This is a genomic window from Kitasatospora sp. NPDC017646 (assembly GCF_044329365.1).
Classification (GTDB): Bacteria; Actinomycetota; Actinomycetes; order Streptomycetales; family Streptomycetaceae; genus Kitasatospora.
Genome location: NZ_JBIRJC010000053.1, coordinates 1 through 15,247, shown reverse-complemented (window position 1 = coordinate 15,247; position 15,247 = coordinate 1). Strand labels below are relative to the sequence as shown.

10 protein-coding genes and 1 rRNA gene are annotated in these 15,247 nt (G+C 74.7%); 2 read left to right on the top strand and 9 right to left on the bottom strand.

Annotated features, from left to right (window positions below):
• Positions 1-2,230: 2,230 nt before the first annotated feature.
• From ACH4J0_RS38300 to ACH4J0_RS38265, 8 genes are all read right to left on the bottom strand, one after another.
• Positions 2,231-2,389: a DUF6760 family protein gene (locus tag ACH4J0_RS38300; protein WP_396245811.1), complete on the bottom strand. Its 159-nt coding sequence runs from the start codon at positions 2,387-2,389 to the stop codon at positions 2,231-2,233.
• Entirely contained in the window at positions 2,386-2,901 is a 516-nt protein-coding gene (locus tag ACH4J0_RS38295) for a hypothetical protein (protein ID WP_396245810.1), read from the bottom strand. Before ACH4J0_RS38295 ends, ACH4J0_RS38300 begins: the two co-directional genes overlap by 4 nt.
• The gene (locus tag ACH4J0_RS38290) at positions 2,898-3,338 is read right to left on the bottom strand and encodes a phage tail protein (RefSeq protein WP_030290301.1); all 441 of its coding nucleotides are present in this window, start codon (positions 3,336-3,338) and stop codon (positions 2,898-2,900) included. The genes ACH4J0_RS38295 and ACH4J0_RS38290 overlap by 4 nt, the downstream gene beginning before the upstream one ends.
• A 50-nt stretch (positions 3,339-3,388) precedes the next feature.
• Positions 3,389-4,960, bottom strand: coding sequence for a phage tail sheath family protein (locus ACH4J0_RS38285; RefSeq protein WP_396245809.1), 1,572 nt, complete (start codon positions 4,958-4,960; stop codon positions 3,389-3,391).
• 273 nt (positions 4,961-5,233) lie between these two features.
• On the bottom strand, positions 5,234-7,393 hold the full coding sequence (locus ACH4J0_RS38280) for an ATP-binding protein (protein WP_396245808.1): 2,160 nt from the start codon (positions 7,391-7,393) through the stop codon (positions 5,234-5,236).
• Complete coding sequence (locus tag ACH4J0_RS38275) at positions 7,390-8,088, bottom strand: DUF4255 domain-containing protein (protein WP_396245832.1); 699 nt, start codon at positions 8,086-8,088, stop codon at positions 7,390-7,392. Before ACH4J0_RS38275 ends, ACH4J0_RS38280 begins: the two co-directional genes overlap by 4 nt.
• Before the next feature lie 265 nt (positions 8,089-8,353).
• Complete coding sequence (locus ACH4J0_RS38270; RefSeq protein WP_396245807.1) at positions 8,354-11,593, bottom strand: hypothetical protein; 3,240 nt, start codon at positions 11,591-11,593, stop codon at positions 8,354-8,356.
• A 302-nt stretch (positions 11,594-11,895) separates the two neighbouring features.
• Positions 11,896-12,636, bottom strand: coding sequence for a LuxR C-terminal-related transcriptional regulator (locus tag ACH4J0_RS38265; RefSeq protein WP_396245806.1), 741 nt, complete (start codon positions 12,634-12,636; stop codon positions 11,896-11,898).
• A gap of 133 nt (positions 12,637-12,769) precedes the next feature.
• On the opposite strand from ACH4J0_RS38265, the gene ACH4J0_RS38260 reads away from it, so the two are divergent.
• Together ACH4J0_RS38260 and ACH4J0_RS38255 are read left to right on the top strand one after the other, a co-directional pair.
• Positions 12,770-14,206, top strand: a complete 1,437-nt coding sequence (locus ACH4J0_RS38260) for a hydrolytic protein (protein WP_396245805.1) — start codon at positions 12,770-12,772, stop codon at positions 14,204-14,206.
• Between the two features lie 716 nt (positions 14,207-14,922).
• Positions 14,923-15,108, top strand: a complete 186-nt coding sequence (locus ACH4J0_RS38255) for a hypothetical protein (protein WP_396245804.1) — start codon at positions 14,923-14,925, stop codon at positions 15,106-15,108.
• Between the two features lie 59 nt (positions 15,109-15,167).
• Here ACH4J0_RS38255 and rrf read toward each other — a convergent pair.
• A 5S ribosomal RNA gene (gene rrf, locus ACH4J0_RS38250) occupies positions 15,168-15,247 on the bottom strand; the annotation flags it as partial.

The window sequence follows — 15,247 nt, the reverse complement described above, 5'->3', positions numbered from 1 at the left end:
GGGGCACCGGACGGCACCGGACTCCCCCGCACCACAGAACGGTCGGCAGCCGTCCGACCGGTGCCGCGTTCGACTGCACGGGAGGCACGTGGGCGTTGCACGGTACCTGCGGCCCCCGGGCCGGGTGAGTCGTCCGCCGCCCCTGCGGCTGCCGACCCGCCGAGCCGCGCCGAACTCCCCTGCGGACCCGGGTGCCCGCCGGTCGTGCGGTTCTCCCCCGCGCTCGATGTGCGGCGTGGCCCCCGGCGCTGCGGAGCAGCGGCGCTCCCGTCCCTTCGGCCATCGCCGGGATTCCCCGCCGACGCCTCGGCCGGTTCTCCATCCGCGCGGGACGCGAGCGCGTTGGGCCAGACCGCCGGGACCACGGGCGGCGAGGCTGCCGGGCGGGAGGCCGTGGGAGCGGTGGTGCTGCCCGCGAAGGGTGCCGTCGGCGTGGCGAGGGCGACCGGGATCGGGCGGTCACCGATCAACCCGCGCCTCCTTCCCGTGAGTTCGACGGCTCGCTGAACGCCCAGGCCGCCTGCGGCCGGACGCGCGGGAGCCGCCACCGGGACCTTCGGGCCGCCGCCATTCCCGACCGGCTCCGGCAGGCGAGCTTCCCGCCCAGGCCCGTTGACGGGCTGCGGCGCGTCAGGGCCGCTCTGCTCCGCACGCGGCACGGAGGTCGGGTCCACCGGACCAGAGCCCCGCGGGACGGCGCGCTGCACCCGTGCCTCTTCGCCGACCGGCGGCGCGCTGCGCTCCGCCGAGTTGCCGGGGTTCCGGCCCGCGGTGCCGCCCGCCATCGGGCCCATGACACGCCGGACCGGTCGGCGCCCGTCGACCGTCGGAGCAGTGCTGCCCGGCGCTGCCGCCGTCGGCGGCAGTGCGTCGAGCGGCGCGCCCAGGCCCCCGCGTGTGCGGACAGGGGCAGGCGACGACGGGGTTCGCGGGACGGCATCAGCGGCCTGGGACGACGTGCGCTGAACGGGCAGGCCGCCGACCGGCCGACGCTCGGGGTGGGGAGTCCGCGGCTCCCGTGGGCGGTCAGGCCCACCTGCCTCGGGACCGGCGGATTCCGCAGCGGGACGGACGACGGGCATGGCCGGCGCGCCCGGTGCTCCCTCCGTGGCCTGGATGCCGACGGCGGCCACGGGTGAGGCGCTCGCGGGCAGCGCGGTCAGGGGCGCGCCGAGGACCGGACGGGCAGGCGCGTCAGTGCCGGCCGCCGGGGCCCGCTGAACCACCCCTTCGGCCGACCCGCTCCGCGCGGGCGCGGCAGCCTCGCCGCTGACGAACGGGCGCGCCCTGCCGGCCGGTTCGATCGTCACGGCCGCAGGCGGCGGCGAGTCGGTCCCCCGGCTCGGTGACTCGGTGACGACATCATTCGCCCTGCCCGGCCCCGGGACGGCCGCCACCTGGCGCACGGACAACAACGGTGGGCGTCGTGCCACGATCAGCGGACCGCTGACGGGACGCGGCCGCACGGAGTGCGGCTGGGCCCGGCGCACCACGTCGCTCCGGCGCGAGGACGCCGCGCCCGCGTCCGGCGTCGCGGTGCCCGGCGCCTGCGCGCTGCCCTCCGGCGCGGCAGTCCCCGCCGAAGCGGGCGCCGGCGCGCCGGACCGTGGAACAGCGGGCCTCGGCACGTCGGACGTCAACGGCGCAGGCCGCGACGGGCCTTGCCCCACAGCACCCGGTGTCGCCGCACCGCCCTCGACCCGGGCTCGCCCAGCGCGCACCGGCAACCGCCTTACCCGGACGGTCCGCTGGACCGGCAGCGCCTGCCGCCGTTCCCCCGCCCCTTCCGGGCCCGCCGCCTCGTTCTCCCCCACCGCGCCGCCACCGCCGGCCGGCAGGACCAGCTCCTCCCCGCCCCCGACGGCCGTAGCCGGGCCACCCGGCGCCGCCACCGCCCGCAGGATGCCCACCGGCGCCGACGGCAGAACCGCATGGCCGAGCGGTCCGCAGAGCGAGGGGTCCTGCCAGGAGGCCAGCCGGGAGCGGAACTTCAAGCCGTCGCTGACCCCCGGCCCCGCCCCGGCCAGGGTCGGAACCAGCGGCGTCACCGCGCGCCAGCCCCCGGCCCCCGGCGGCCGCCTGGCCGCCGGGGTCGCGGGCTCGCCCGCACCGGCGGTCCCGCCGGACCGGGCCACCCCACCGGAACCGACGCTCTCGGACCCGGCACCATCGGACCCGGCACCGCCGTCACGAAGCCGCCGCCCGATCCAGTCCCGCACGCCCACCCCACTCACCCACCTTCGTTGACACGGGAGTTGATGCGCGCGATCTCGCGCACCCACTGCCCGCGTTCACGGTGGGTCAGGTCGAGGAGGTCCTCGCGCGGCCAGTGGAAGTGGTAGGCGATGTACGCGATCTCCTCGTACAGCCGAGCAGTCGCGTACGTCACGATTCCCCCAGGCGCCCACCGGCGAGGTCGACCTCGAAGGCGCCGTCGCAGTGCGGGCAGGTCACGGCGGCGCGCGTGTGGCCTTCGCTGTTGATCCGCTGGTAGAGGTCCTGGAGGAAAGCGACGTCGGTGGCGTACATCCGCTCGACGATCCCGGCGTGCACGTCGGTGACGTCGCCCAGCCTGGTGATGACGTGGCTGAGCAGCACCACGCTGAGGTAGGCCGGGTTCTCCTTGACCCGCAGGTCGATCTGCGGCATCAGTTCGTCCCGGGCGGTGGCCAGCCGCATGGCGCCGTGGCGGTGCACGGTGCCCTCGTCGTCGACGTAGCCGAGCGGCAGCTCGAACTCGAACTCGGTGTGCGGCGCCCGCACCCGGGGCGCCGCCGGCCCGGGCTGCGAGGCGGCGCCCTGCTGGCCCTGGACCGGACCCGCACCCTGGACCGCGCCCGGCACCGGGCCCTGGGAGGGGGCCCGTTCCAGCAGCTCGTCCAGGCCGATCTTCCGCCTCATTCGACGCTGATCTCCTCGAACACGATGGTCACGGTCTCCGTCGCGGCGCTGGACTCGCCCGCGCTGAGCGTGGGGCCCTCCCAGCGGCTCGCCCAGGCGTTGGTCAGCTGGATGCGCCGCAGGGTGGCGCCGGTGGTGTCCTTGACCTCGATGGTGAGGTTCTGCCGCGCGGTGTTGATCGCCCCGTTGTTGAGGGTCTCCTTGATCCAGTCCGTGAACGCACCGCTCTTGTCCAGGCCGCGGGTGATGGTCACCTCGCCGGGCAGCCGGGCGCCGGGCTGCTTGCGGACGATCAGTTTGCCCTCTTGGGTCACCTGCTTGTATTCGACGACGTCCTGTTCGACCGTCAGGTTGCTGATCTCCTTGACGGACTCGACGTTGTAGCCGCCGAGTTGGACGCCGAATATGTGTGTGGAGAGCGGATCGCCTTCAGCCATGGCGTGCTGTCACCTTCCGATGCGTTGGGTGCCGACGGGGACGGGCCGGGTCACTCGTTGACGAGGCTCGTGCTGTCGGAGAACTGGGCCAGCCGGAACACCACGAACTCGGCCGGCTTCACCGGGGCGACGCCGATCTCGCAGATCACCTGGCCGAGGTCGATGGACTCCGGCGGGTTGTTGTCGCGGTCGCACTTGACGTAGAAGGCCTCGGCCGCGGTCTGGCCGAACAGCGCCCCGCGCCGCCACTCCTCGGTGAGGAAGGCGGTGATGTTCCGGCGGATGCTGGACCACAGCCGGTCGTCGTTGGGTTCGAAGACCACCCACTGGGTCCCCAGGAGGATCGATTCCTCGAGGTAGTTGAAGAGCCGGCGCACGTTCAGGTAGCGCCAGGCGGGGTCGGAGGACAGGGTGCGCGCGCCCCAGATCCGGATGCCGCGCCCGGGGAACGCCCGTACGCAGTTGACGCCGATCGGGTTCAGCAGGTCCTGTTCGCCCTTGCTCAGCCGCAGTTCCAGGTCCACCGCGCCGCGGATGACCTCGTTGGCGGGCGCCTTGTGCACGCCGCGCTCGGCGTCGCTGCGCGCCCACACCCCGGCGACGTGCCCGCTCGGCGGGACCAGCACGTTGCGGCCGCTGGCCGGGTCGAACACCTTGATCCACGGGTAGTAGAGGGCGGCGTAGCGGGAGTCGAAGCCCGCCTCCTCGTTGCGCCAGGTGCGCATCCGCTGGGCGTTCAGGCCGGGCGGCGGGTCGAGGACGGCGATCCGGTCGCCCATCTGCTCGCAGTGCGACATGACGGCCAGCTGGACGGTGCGCAGGCCTTCGTCGTCGAGGTCGCCGCGCTGGTAGGCGCTCATCAGGTCGGGCACCGCGACCATGGTGATCTCGTCGATCGCCTCCAGGCCCGAGAAGCCGGTCCGGGCGGCCGCGTCACCGACGTACTCGGCGGGGTCGAGCCGGGCGGCGGGGGCCGTGACCGGTCCCGGGGCGACGGCGGGGACGGCGGCGAGGGCGTGGGTCTGCCGCTCGGGGCGGCTGGGCGCGGTGCCGGGCTGTTCGGCGACCGCGACCAGCTTGGACTCGCGCAGCTGGGTGACGACGTACCCCTTGGTGTTCTTCCGGGTCGAGACGTCGTAGCTCTCCGCGACCTCGGTGCCCCGGCGCACCAGCAGCCGGAACCGGTCCTCGGGGACGTTGTCGCCCTCCACGTCGGCGATCTCGACGGACACCTCGCCGCCCGCACCGGGCAGGGCAGAGAACAGGAAGCCCGCGACGGCGACCGGCGGGGCCGCGGCGACGGCGGGGGCCGCGGCGACGGCGGGGGCCGGGGCGGCGACGGGGGCCGTCTGCCGGTCCGGGTCGCCGACCCGCACGACGTAGGCGGAGCCGCCGCCGTTGGCGAAGAAGCCGTAGACCGCGTGCGCCAGGTAGGTGCCCTCGGTGAACCCGCCGAACCGCTGGACGTACTGGTCCCAGTTGGTCACCAGCGTGGGCTCGTGGAAGGGACCGGCCTCGGCGAAGCCGACGAAGGCGGCGACGGCGGTGCCGACCCCCTCGATCGGCCGTGCACCGGACTGGACCTCCTCCACGTACACGCCCGGGGTGAGGTACGACGGCATACGCGCTCCTTCGGCTGGCCAGTCAGTTCGCCGGTCATTCGCGGGTGATGGGTGGGTGATCGTGGGTGATCGGTGGTTCGTTCGCTGATCACTCGCTGATCACTCGCCCCCGAGTCTGCGGGTCCGGGCGCCGTACGGACCATGTCCCGAGGGCCCGGACCGGGGGCAGGACCGGCTGCCCCGGCGGGCAGTCCGGCCGGTTCCGCGGGCAGCCCGGCTGGTCCTCGCAGGCGCCCCGGAGGGCCCCGCCGTCCGGGCGTGACTCGCCGGGAGTCAGCCGAGCCCGGCGTCACCGAGGACGCCCAGCCACGGCCCGAACTCGCTCTCCAGCACCAGCCGCCCGAGCTTGCGGTACTCCCCGACCACCGCGGCGACCAGCTGCGCCATGCCCAGCGGGGCGCCCGTGCCGGCGGCCAGGTAGGCCGCCGAGACCGCGCAGGCCCGGATGGAACCGCCGGTGAGCTCGAAGTGCCGGGCGCAGAAGTCCAGGTCGAGGTCGTCGCCGCGGGGCAGCCGCGGCCCCAGGCAGCGGTCCCACAGCAGGCGCCGCTGTGCCTGGTCGGGCAGCGGGAACTCGGCGATGACGTCCAGGCGCCGGGTGAAGGCCTCGTCGAGGTTGGCGCGCAGGTTGGTGGTCAGCACCGCGATCCCGTCGAAGGACTCCATCCGCTGGAGCAGGTAGGCCGTCTCGACGTTGGCGTGGCGGTCGTGGGCGTCCTTGACCTGCGAGCGCTTCCCGAACAGGGCGTCCGCCTCGTCGAACAGCAGGACCGCGTTGACCTGCGCCGCCTCGGTGAAGACGCGGTCCAGGTTCTTCTCGGTCTCGCCGATGTACTTGTCCACCACGGTGGACAGGTCGACGACGTACAGCTCCATGCCGAGCTCCGCCGCGACCACCTCGGCGGACATCGTCTTCCCGGTGCCGGACTCCCCTGCGAACAGGGCGATCACCCCGTTGCCCCGGCCGCCGCCCGGCCGCATCCGCCACTGTCCGAGCACCCGGTCGCGGTGCCGGGCCCGCAGGACCAGCTCGCGCAGCCGGCCGGCGGTGGGATCGGGCAGCACCAGGTCGGCCCAGCCGACGGCGGGCTCGATCCGGCGGGCGAGCCGGGCCAGGCCGGCGGCGTTCTGCGCCCGTACGGCGGCCCTCAGGTCCTCGGCCCGCACCGGGCGGCGCTCGGCAGCGGCCGTCCTGGCCGCCACGGCGGCGGCCCGCTCCAGCTTCTCCCGGTCCAGCCGGTAAGCGGCCACCGCCTCGGCCAGCTCGCCCGTCAGCCCGTCCGTCAGCTCCCGGTTCGGCGGCGCCCCGCCGGCCGCCAGCGCCCGGGCCCACTGCCCGGCCCGGTCGCGCGCGTCCGGCGGAGGGACGGTCAGCACCACGGGGCTCTCCCCCGCCCAGGCCGGGTCCCACACCTGCGGGCCGTGCACGATCAGCGGGACGGAACCCAGCTGCGCGCACAGGTCTCGCAACAGGCCCGCCCGCTCCGGCCGTTCGGGTTCGAGCCGGTCCAGCGGTCCGAGCACCACCCCGCTCCCACCGAGCCGGGCCTCGCGGGCCAGCACCCGTACGGTGCCGGGCGACGGATGGGCGGCGGCCAGCGCGGCGGCGTCGACGACCAGGGGCGGCCGGCCGTCGGCCGCGAGGGCGGCCGCCGCCAGCGGGCCGGCCTGGCCGCCCCGGTCCAGCAGGTACACCGGTCCGCCTGCCGCCGCGGCTGCGGCCACGGCCGCACTCAGCCGGTCGACGGACTGCTGCGCGCCGCCTCCGGTGTGCGGCTCGGCCCGGCGGGCCAGTCCGGCGAGCGCGTCGTCCGGCTCGTCGTCGCCGAGCAGATGGGCCGTCACCCGGTCCGGCACGCGCAGGATGCGGGAGAGCAGCGGGCGCTCCGGCTCGGTGATCTCCAGCAGGCCCCCGGCGACCAGCGGTGCGCGGGCGGAAAAGCGGAAGCGGCCGGCGCCGGCCCCCGGCAGTCCGCACAGTTCGAGGGCCAGCCCGACGGTGGCCCGGCGGCGGGTCAGGTCGTCGTTGAGGTAGCCGTAGAGCCGCTCGAAGCGGGCGTCGAGGTCGGGGGCGAGGGCCACCAGCAGGAGGTCGAGGTCCACCGGGAGCAGGCCGAAGTCGGCGCCCATCCGGGCCAGCCGGGAACCGGGCGGCGGGGCGGGCACCGGACCGTCCGTCGCGCCGTCCACCGTGCGGGCGGACGCGCCGTCCACCGCACCGGCGAAGCCCGTCGCGGCGGCGGACGCCAGGATCCGCTCCACCGCCTCCGGGTCGAGGTACTGGCCCCGGTACGGGTCGTCCGGATCCGGGTCGTCGGCCCGGCGCTCGCGCACCGCCGCCCGGACCCGCTGCTCGACCCGGTGCAGCCGTTCCCACAGGTGGTCACGGGCGGGAGGCGCGCCGTTGACGGCCGGGGCGAGGTCGAGGCTCATCGCGCGCCGCCCCGGGTCCTTCGGCCCGGCGGCAGTGCGCGCTCGCGGGGCGCGGCGAAGCCGTCCGGTCCGGGGTCACCGGCGTCGCGGTAGCGCAGCCGGCGGCCTCCGGGCTCGCTCTCCCGGGTGGTGTCCCGGGCCTGCACCACCAGCCCCTCGGTGACGGGCGGGCCCGCGGGGCTGAGCCCGCCGGCCAGCGGAGCCAACACCCTGAGGTCGATCGACGGCCGCAGCTCCCCGCCCAGCGCGGACCACACGTCGGGCACCGACGGCAGCCCCGTGTCGCGCCCGGCGATGTCCAGCCCGACAGTCAGCCCAAGCCGGGCGAGCGACCCGGTGAGCACCCGGACGGGCAGGGCATCGACGGCGGTCAGGCACTGCAACACCTCGGCCAGCAGGCGGTGTTCGTCCTGCGGGCGGTTGGTCCAGACGGTCACCAGGTAGCCCAGCTCGAACCACCGGGGCGCCGGTCGGTGACCGACCACCACGCCGTCCTCGTCATGCTCGGCGACGGCCCCGGCCTGCCGACGGGTCGTCTCCTCGCGCATTCCGTAGAGGAACACACTGACCGTCGGCGCGGTGCGCCGGGCCGCGAAATCCCGGGTCGGCGCGTCGAACACCACCTCGACCCCACGCTCCGGCAGCCCGGCTTCCGCGAGCAGCAACCGCAGTGCCTCGTCCACCTCATGGATCACCGGCACCCCACCTCCCCTCGCATCCCACACCGGCGGGCACCGCCCGCCGACCCGGTGCGCCGGGCGGGCGCCTCGAGGACGCCCCCTGCCCCGCGCCCCACCAGACCCGCCCCAGCCCGCAGGCCGACCGCGTGGATCACCGCCTCCCCACCTCTCCGCGAACTCCGCCCACAGGGAGACCACCTGGCAAGTCCCGGATCGGCACGGCCAACGCCACCCCCGGATCCAGCCCACCGGGCTCCGGTCCGCAGGGCCACCTCCCGACTCACCGCCGCTCCACCTCCCCCGGCGGACCGATGCTGCCCTCCACCACCAGGAACGGGGTGGTCACCGGGGAGAACCCCGGGCCGTCCGCCGTGATCGTCCGCGGGCCCGTCTCGTCCTTGGGCAGGATCAGCAGCTGGCCCGCGAAGGTCCCGTCGGCCTTCGGGTAGGTGGGCGCCGCAGCGGCGGTGATGCCGGGCTGCCAGGTGAAGCGGACCGGCGCGCCGGGCGGGAAGTCCGTGCCGCGGACGGAGGTCACGAAGCCGGGCTTGCCGATCGGCGGCACGGCGACGATGCGGGGCTGCAGGATGCGCAGCGGGGTGCTCGCCCGGTGCGGGCCCGGGGTGGCGTCGGTGCCGGTGGTGGTCAGTTCCGCGGTGACGGTGGTGTCCAGGGCCGCCACGGGTGACAGCACCACCCGGACCACCTGGCTGCCGCCGGGGGCCAGGTCGGCGAGTTGGCAGCTGCCGTCCCGGCAGCCCGGCGGCAGCGCCTCGGTGGGTACTCCGGCCGGCAGTCCGAGGGTCAGGCGCAGCCCGGTCGCCAGGGCCTGGCCGGTGTTGCGCACGGTGTAGTTGACGGTCACGTGGCCGCCGACGTAGCCGGGGTTCGGCTGGGCGTCGACCGCCACCCCGGGACCGGCCTGCGGCGGCGGTGCGGGGGCAGGCAGCGGGATGGTCGGTGCGGGGGGCGGGGTGGGCGCGGGGGTGGGTGTGGGGGTGGGTGTCGGACTCGGTGAAGCAGTCGGCGAGGGCGTCGGCGTCGGCGTCGGCGTCGGCGAGGGCGTGGGCGCGTCCAGCACCGGCAGGATCGTCTCGGCCGAGCCGTTCTCCGGATTCGGGTCCACCACCGCCCCGGTGACGCTCCAGCCGAACGGCTGGTCGCCCGCCCGGGTTCCGATCAGGCGGCCGGTCACCCGCACCTGCGCCCCCGGTGCCAGGGTGCCGAGTTCGCAGCGCAGCGCCGCCGCGTCGCACTGCCCGACCGGGCTGGTCAGCTCGCCGAGCCGGGCACCGGTCGGCACCGAGGCGGTGAGGACGGTGCCGGGCGAGGGCGCGGGGCCCTTGTCGGTGACGGTGATCGTCACGTCGGTGCCGCCGTCGACGGGCACGGCCGGAGTCCGGGGCGGCGCGCTGAGCGTCAGGTGGACGGACTGTTGGACGGCCGGCTCCTTCTGGCGTCCCGGCAGCCGCCAGTCGAGCGGGGTGAGCTCGGCGGTCGCGAAGTCGTAGACCTTGAGCCCCTCGGGTGCGCTGGGCGGCGCGTCGCGCCGGGAGGTGAGCACCAGCTGGGCGCCGTTGGCCGTCCAGGCGACGTCGCGGGGCTGGAAGGGGCCGGTGGAACGGTCCGGCAGCGGCCGGGTGCAGGCGCCGGCGCCGAGCCCGGCGGGCAGGACCACCGTGCAGTCGTCGCCGGTCGGGGTGGTGACCACGACTCCGTCCTGCCGGTTGTTCCCGCCGTCGCCGGCCTTGCGGTTGAAGGCGATCCGGCGGCCGTCGGGCGCGAACGCGGGGCTGTCGTCGATGACGTTGCAACTGCCCGGGCAGGCCGTGCGGCTCAGGTCGTTCTGCCGGGTGAGGTCGTCGGCGGACACGGTCCAGATGTGCTTGTTGCCGGGATTGCCGTTGATCACGGCGGTCCGGGAGAAGGCGATGAGCTTGCCGTCGGGGGACCAGAAGGGCTCCTCGTCCGCCGCCCCGGGCCGGCCGGCCGGCGGCTGGACGGTGCCGACGATCGCACCCGTGGCCACCTGGGCGATCACGATCCGGCCGGGGCGGGCCGGTTCCCGTCCACTGCCCGGGGTGCTGCGGCTGAACACGATCAGCTTGCCGTCCGGGGAGAGCGAGGGGTCGGTGTCCCGGTCGGTCGGCCCGCGCCCGGCGAGGTTCATCGGGTGCGGGCCGGAGCCGTCGGCGTCGGCCAGCCAGATCCGTTGGATCCGGCCGACGGGCGAGTCCTCGTAGCGGGTGACGACGATCTGCCGGCCGTCGGGGGTGTAGGCCTGCCGTTCGTACCAGGGGTCGTAGCCGGGGCGGGGGTGGAAGAGCGGGTCGGCGGCCGGGTCGGGATTGGTGTTGGTGTCGGCGGCCGGGTCCTCCGTGAGCACGCTGACGCCCAGGTCGCGCGGGTCGGCGCCGTCTGGGCGGACGTCCTGGAGGTCGGCCACGTTGGCGGCGGAGGCGCTGGTCTGCTCCACCACCGGTCCGCCCCCGTTCTGCGGGCCGAGCCAGGTCGGCGTGGCGATCAACCGGTTGGTGCTGTAGAGGAGTTGGGGGTCGGTGCAGTCGCAGGTCGGCGCGCGGTAGAGGTTCACCACCGGTGGCTGCGCCGGATCGGCCTGCTGGGGCTGCGCCTTGGGGGTGAGCCGGTCGGCGCTGAGGAAGAGGACTCCGCTGCCGTCGGCCAGCCAGGAGGCGGAGCCGGTCTTCCAGGTGGAGCCGGTGCCGGGGAAGAACGCCTTGTCGCCACCGGTCGGCGAGGTGAGCATCAGGGTGCGGCCCTTGTCCCCCTGGTCCCAGGTGTAGACGATCTGGTTGCGGTGCGCGTCGTCGTTCAGCGGGTTCCAGGTCGGGTCGACGGCGTCCCCGCTGGTCACGTTGGTGACCTTGACGGGCGCGCCACCGGTGAACGGCCGCAGGTAGATCTGGATGTGCCCCGGCTCGCCGGTGCAGGCGTACGCGACCCACCGGCCGTCGGGCGAGACCGTCGGGTGGGTCTCGTCGGCGGTGCCGTCGGTGAGTCGGCGCAGCCCGGTACCGTCCCGGTCGACCGCCCACAGCACGTGCTGCGAGGTGCCGTCCTTCCTGGGCTGCAAGGCCTCGAAGACGACGCCCTTGCCGTCCGGGGCGAGCGCGGGGTGGGCGGTGTCCATGCCGGTGGTGAGGCGGCGCAGCGAGCCGGCCGCGTCGCGCAGGTACACCTGGGGCAGCGGCCCGTCCCGCAGGCTGGTGAAGACCAGTTCATCGCCGCGGGCCGAGGGGTCCTGGTCGAAGTGGACGGGGCCTGGCCCGAACAGCGGGGTGCTGGTGTCCGCGCCGGTCACCAGGCCGAGGCCGCGGTGGTTCGTGCCGGCGTAGACGATCCGCCCGCCGGCCGGGTCGTCGGCGGCAGCGGCCGGGCCGCCCTGTCCGCCGGGGGCGGAGCCCAGGGTCAGCACTGCCGCCGCGAGCGCGAGCAGCACCGCGACGGCGGCGCGGGCCGGCCGCCGGGGGGAGCGGGGAGTGCCGGTGGCGGCGGTCACGCGCGACCTCACAGGGTGGCAGGGGCGGTCTCCCCGGCAGTCTCACCGGCTCGGGCGCCCGGGAACAGGGCCCGGGCGCCCGAGCCGGGGGTAACGACCAGTGCCCCGAAGGGCAGGCCGCCACGGCCTTCGCGGGCGTTGCGGACGGTCGTGCGTCTCGGACGGTCGTGCGTCTCACAGTACTGACTCGGACGTTCGGGCGTCCCGGACGGACATGCGCCGTGGTCGGAACATCCGGCTCGGGCGGACGTACGACTCGGACGTCGACTCGGATGAGCGTCCGTGACAGACGTCCGTCCGTCTCAGATCAACCCGCGCCGCATCGCGTACCCCACCGCGTGCGCCCGGTTGCGCAGCCCCAGCCGCGTGATGATCTCGTGCAGCACGTTCTTGACGGTGCGTTCCGAGTACGAGGTCCTGGTCGCGATCTCACTCGTGTCGAAGCCCTCGGCGACCAGCCGCAGCATCTCGGCCTCCCGGGCCGTCAGGGTCGAAAGGGTCAGGCCGCGCCCGTCGAGCATGGTGCGCTGGAGCATCCCGATCCGGTCGAGCAGCTCACCGAGCAGGTCCCCCGGCATCACGCCCTCCCCGTTGGCCAGGGCGGTGATGAGGTGCACCAGCCGGTCCTGGTCCGCCTCCGAGCGGCGAAGCACGGCGGCGACCCCGCACTCGACGATCGTCTGCAGCCCGCCGGCCTCGAACTGCCCCACCACCAGGCCGATGCGGCCCGAGGTGGCGAGCCGCAGCCTGCGCAGGTGCTCGGCCACCGCCTCCGTCAGGGCATCGACCACGAGCAGGGAAACCTCCGCCCGGCCCGCCTCGCTCTCGCTCAGCAGCTCCACCTCGGGCCGCTGGCGGAGCTGTTGGACCACGCCGGTCTGCAGGATGAGGTCCTCGGCGTACACCGCCACGGGGATCTGTCCCGGCCTGCGCGCCTGGACCGGTATGCGCGGGGTGGCCGGCCGGGCGCTGCCGGAACGTGCCACCACCGGGGGCCGGTGGGTGGTGACTGCTTCGCTTCGGGGTGCTTCGGTCGACGTCATCGAGCTCTCCATTCTCCAGTGGACCTGCGGCAGTGCCGGGCAGGGTCGGTCGGTCCGCACGGGCAAGGGGTGTGCCCACGGCTTGCCCGTACGGCCCTCTCCGCGGACGGTCCGCCGGTCCTACCGTCACGCCATGACCACATCCGCCGAACTCGGCCTGCCCGCGCTGACGGTGGCGCCCGGTGGCGTGGCCACCACGACGCTGACGGTGCGCAACGACCTCGACATCGTGGAGGCGTACACGCTGGAGGTGGTCGGTGACTGCGCCGCGTGGACGACGGTCGAACCGGCCCGGGTCTCGCTCTATCCGGGGACGTCCGAGACGGTGACGGTGCGCCTCGCTCCACCGCGTTCGCCCGCCGCCCGGGCCGGTGAGTTCCCGCTCGGCATCCGGGTCCTGCCGACGGAGCACCCCGAGCTGGTGACGGTTCCGGAGACCACCGTCACCGTGACGCCGTTCCAGGAACTCCAGGCCGCCCTCGCGCCCCGGCGCCGCCGCGGCTGGCTGCGCGGCCGCTACCGGGCCTCGGTGCGCAACCTCGGCAACGCGCCCGGCACCGTGGTGCTCACGCCCGGGCAGGCCGGCGAGGAGCTGCGGTTCCGGGCGACCCCGGAACGGCTGCGCCTCGAACCCGGCGAGTCCGGCGAGCTGCGGCTTCAGGCCCGCGCCCGCAAGCTGATCTGGTTCGGCAAGCCGGCCTCCTGGCCGTTCGAGGTCACGGTGGGCCCCGAGCAGGCCGCCACCGCCAAGGACGCCCGCAAGGACGCCAACGGCGAGGCGGCAGCCGTCGGGAGCGCAGCCGCCACGAGTGCCCAGGACGGCAACGACGGGAAGGGTCCGGGCAGCAGGGGCGTCCCCGCCTCGCCCGAAGTCCTTCCGGCCGTTCAACGGCCGGTCCTCGACGGCGAGTTCATCCAGCTGCCGATCTTCCCCAAGTGGCTGATCGCCCTCCTGGCGGCGCTGCTCGCGCTGTTGCTGGCCTGGTTCGCCCTGGTCCGCCCGGCGGTGCGCAGCTCCGCGAAGCAGGCCGCCGAGCAGGCCGTCGCCCAGCAGAGCGCGACACCGGCTCCGAGCGCCGTCGCACCCGGGGGCGCACCCACGGCCGCCTCCGGCGCCACCCCCGGTGGCCAGGGCAAGCCGGGCGCCGGCCAGCCGAGCACCGGCGGGCGTGCCCCCGCCCCGGGCCTGGCGGAGCCCGGAACCGGACGGCAGAGCTCCGCCACCATCGACGTGCAGACCGCGAGCGGCTCCTCGTCCACCGGCAGTTACCAGGTCCCGCACAGCAAGGTGTTCGACATCACGGACATCGTGGTCGCCAACTTCCAGGGCGACCAGGGGCTGTTGACCATCACGGCCGGCAAGCAGACCATCACCACCATCGCCTTGGAGACCTTCCGCAACCAGGACTACCACTGGGTGACTCCCATCCAGGTCCCCGAGGACCAGGCAGTGACGGCGACCGTGACCTGCGAGTCACCGGGCACTCCGGCCTCGGGCAAGCAGGCGGACACCTGCCACGAACTCCTCAACATCAGCGGAACGTTGAGCGACATCAGGCAGGGGAACTGAACCGGCCCCCAAGCGTCGTTCCTCCCCTCCCCGGACAACCGGACCGGAAAGGTGCACCGGCCACCCCGAGGATGTCAACGGGCCCCTTCCGTCGGAGCGGGCCCGTTCGTCTTCGCGATCTTCCCCACCCGTATCTCCTCTCGCGCCGCGCAGCCATGTCAACTACCCGCGGGTAACCATGACCGGCTCGCACGCAGGTCGACAACCCACCCGAACCGCGCCCCCGCCGCGCACCTGCCCTTCCGGGGAAGCCCGACGGGCCCTCCGGGGGCAGACAGACCGCCCCCGCAGATGCCGATGTCTGCCCCGATGAGCTCCTGACGTCCCCTCAGTACAGCAATAGCTTTACGCTGTTTCCGCGCCAAAGGCGCCCGCGGTGCCGTATACGCACCGAATCGCCACAAGGAGGACGGAACCCGGCCTCGTGTGCAGCCACCAGCCGGAGCGGCGGACCGATCCGGTCACCGCCCCCGCCGCCACCCGCGCGGTGCGCCAGGGCCCGAGGTCCGGCACCGCCCTCGCCCTGCAACAGTCGATCGGCAACGCCGCGGTGACCCACATGGTCCTGCAGCACCGTCACGGCACGGGCAGCGCCCACGGTTCCGGCGACGCCGGTTGTTCCGGCGACCACGACGAACCACCGCTCCAGCGCTCTCTGGTGCACCAGGCGCTGCGGGCCTCCGGACAGGCCCCTGGACGCCGCCACCTGCCGCGGGTTGGAGTCCCAGCTCGGTGCCGACTTCCCCGACGCACGGCTGCACACCGGCGGCACGGCCCGCACCTCCGCAACCAAGGCGGCGCCCGCGCCTACGCCTCGGGCAGCCACATGGTGCTCGGAGCCGGCGGTGGGAACCGGACACCCTGGCGCACGAACCCACCCACGTCATTCTGCGGTGGCCTGACGCGGCATAACGCGAAAAGGCCCCACCCGGAATCCGGGTGGGGCCTTTTCTGAATGATTGTTCGGCGGCGTCCTACTCTCCCACAGGGTCCCCCCTGCAGTACCATCGGCGCTGTGAGGCTTAGCTTCCGGGTTCGGAA

Excerpts from the sequence above, each read along its gene's own strand:
- ACH4J0_RS38260 (WP_396245805.1), top strand. The coding sequence starts at position 12,770 with ATGACCACATCCGCCGAACTCGGCCTGCCCGCGCTGACGGTGGCGCCC.
- ACH4J0_RS38295 (WP_396245810.1), bottom strand. The coding sequence starts at position 2,901 with ATGAGGCGGAAGATCGGCCTGGACGAGCTGCTGGAACGGGCCCCCTCC.
- ACH4J0_RS38265 (WP_396245806.1), bottom strand. The coding sequence starts at position 12,636 with ATGACGTCGACCGAAGCACCCCGAAGCGAAGCAGTCACCACCCACCGG.
- ACH4J0_RS38290 (WP_030290301.1), bottom strand. The coding sequence starts at position 3,338 with ATGGCTGAAGGCGATCCGCTCTCCACACACATATTCGGCGTCCAACTC.
- ACH4J0_RS38285 (WP_396245809.1), bottom strand. The coding sequence starts at position 4,960 with ATGCCGTCGTACCTCACCCCGGGCGTGTACGTGGAGGAGGTCCAGTCC.
- ACH4J0_RS38280 (WP_396245808.1), bottom strand. The coding sequence starts at position 7,393 with ATGAGCCTCGACCTCGCCCCGGCCGTCAACGGCGCGCCTCCCGCCCGT.